Origin of the sequence: Protofrankia sp. Cr1, assembly GCF_963555865.1 — a bacterium.
Taxonomy (GTDB): domain Bacteria; phylum Actinomycetota; class Actinomycetes; order Frankiales; family Frankiaceae; genus Protofrankia.
This window is the reverse complement of record NZ_CAUVXO010000336.1, coordinates 3,680-6,277: the sequence shown is the minus strand read 5'-3', so window position 1 is coordinate 6,277 and position 2,598 is coordinate 3,680. Positions and strand designations below refer to the sequence as shown.

The following is a 2,598-nucleotide window of genomic DNA, read 5'->3' as shown; positions in this document are numbered from 1 at the left end:
GGTGGCCACCACGTGGAACACCGTCGATCCGGGAAGGTCAGCGAGCAGTAGGCTGGCCGCATCCGCGTCGAGAAGCGCTCGGGAGACCTCGGCGACCGTCGACCCGGCCGCATCCAGGTGATCGGGATACCAGAACTGGTCCAGCACGCCCAGCGCCCCGGTCACCTCCGCCAGCATCCGGTTGGCTCGGCGGGCCTCCAGTAATTGCATGACCTGGTGTCCCAGGGCGGCGAGCGACTCGCGTTGGCCGGGGGTGAGAGCACGAGGAATACGGTCCACCGCCACGACGTGCCCGATCACCTTGCGATCAGGGGTGGTGATCGGCGCACCGGCGTAGAAACGGAATGACCGGCGCGGCCCGATCCTGGCCAGGCGCATGAAGCGGGGGTCCGCGGCCATGTCCGCAATCTCGAAGACCCCGGTTTCGGCGAGCGCCCACTGACTGACCGACACATCGCGCGGTCGTTCGGCCACCGTCGAGCCATGGCAGGCCTTGAACCATTCCCGATCGGTGTCCAGGAACGCGACGAGTCCCACCGGGGTGTCGCACAGGCGGGCCGCCAGCGCGGCGATCTCGTCGAATTCAGGCTCGCTGTCGGAATCGAGGATCTCGTACCGGCGCAGCGCGGCGATCCGGGCGGGTTCGTCAGCCGGCCTGACAACAGCCGGTCCGGCCATGACCAGTTCCGGCGGGCACGGCCGCGCCACCCGATCAGGGCCCGCCACCCGATCAGGGCCCGCCACCCGATCAGGGCCCGCCACCGAATCGGCCTGCACCGTCGCGGCGGGCCCGGGAACGGCCGCGACGACCGCGCAGGCCTGCGCGGTCAGCAGCGCCAGCAGCTCGGGCGAGGGAGGCAGCGGCCGCGAGATCGCCTCCCCCTGGAGAAGATCGCATCCGAGCTCCATCAGCATCCGCAGGGCCCGGGCATCCTCGACGCCCTCGCCGACGACCCGTAGCCCCAGGCGATGGCCGAGCTCCAGGACGGTACGGACGATCGCGACGTCGGGCAGGCTGCCGTGCGCGTCGGAGACGAACCCCCGGTCGATCTTCACCTCGTCGAACGGCAGCGCTTTGAGGATCTCCATCGAGCTGTAACCCGTTCCGAAGTCGTCCAACGACAACGTCACCCCACGGGTGCGCAGTTCCCGCAGCATCGCCGCGGCCCGGGCCGGCTGGGTGACCAGCGCACTCTCGGTGATTTCCAACGTCAGGACGTCTGCGGGCAGGCCGTGCACGGACAGCGTGTCCGAAACCAGGTTGGGCAGATCGTCGCGGACGAGCATCCGCGCCGAGAGGTTCACCGACACCGGTACGTGGTGGCCGGCCGACGCCCAGTCGGCGCACTGGCGCAGCGCCTCGTTGAGCACCCACTCGGTCACATCGATGATCAGAGTGGACCGTTCCGCCATCGGCAGGAAGGCTCCGGGGGCCAGCAGACCGCGATCGGGGTGCGCCCAGCGCAGCAGTGCCTCTACACCGGCGATGCGCCCGGTATGGGCGGACTGCAGCGGCTGGTAGTGCAGGACCAGTTCGCCACCGGCGACGGCGGCGCGCAGCTGCGCGTGCAGGGCGAGTTCCCACGGCCGGACGCCGGCCATGCCCGGGTCCCACACACCGGCCCGTTCGCCGTCCCGTTTGGCCGCGTGCAGCGCCGCGTCCGCCGCCGGCAGGAGGGCGTCGAGGCTCGCGCCGTGCAGCGGGGCGACCGCGACACCGGCGCTGGCCTCGACCTCGACCTCGACGCCGTCGATCCGGAACGGACCGAGGATCTGACTGATCACCATTCGGCCGATGGCGCGCATCTGATCGCGTGCGGCCTCGGGCTCGTCGGGCAGCTCAACCCCACACATGACGACCGCGAACTCATCGCTGCCGATGCGGCCGGTGAACGCAGGGTCCACGGGTACGCTGTGCAACTGCATCGCGATGGCCTGCAGCAGCCGGTCGCCGGCGTCATGACCAAGAGCGTCGTTGACCTCGCGGAACCGGTTGATGTCAAGGAGCACCAGCACGGCGTGGCGACCGGCGGCGATCGCCGCGGCGATCGCGGGCTGGGCCACCCGGGCCAGGCCGGCCCGGTTCGCCAGCCCCGTCAGCGGATCCCGGTCCACCAGCAGCTGGCTCCAGCGGCCGAACCCGTACACAACCAGAGTCGTCCCGCTGACGGTGAAGACGGTCATCACGACCGCGGGCATCGCGACACCGAGATCGCCTTCGATCGCGAAGCCGGCCACGGCCCCCGCGCTGATGAGCGCGGCATGGACAAGGGCCACCCACAGTCTGTGAACCATCGCGCCATAGGCGGCGATCCAGGCGTACCAGAGCAGATAGAGGTCGGCGTCCCTGCCGGAATCACTGTCACACAGCGCAATCGTGACCGCGAGGACCGAGGAGAGCACCAGGATGTGGTGAGCCATCGGCCGGATGCGTCGCAACAGCAGCGCGGCAACCAGGTTGGCGATGCTTATCGCCACGGCGAGCCAGGTCCCCAGCTGGTTCTGCCCCGGCGACCAGGGCAGCAGCGCGAGGACGGAGAAGGCGAAGACTCCCCCGACGGAAAGTATGACCAGAAATCGCCGTCGATCCGTGAAGGA

The 2,598-nt window shown here is 69.8% G+C and carries 1 protein-coding gene; it reads right to left on the bottom strand.

Features of this window, described 5'->3' with window-relative positions; translation table 11 throughout:
* Positions 1-2,598: EAL domain-containing protein (locus tag U9980_RS20615; protein ID WP_322769423.1), on the bottom strand; the 2,598-nt coding region annotated here is incomplete at both ends.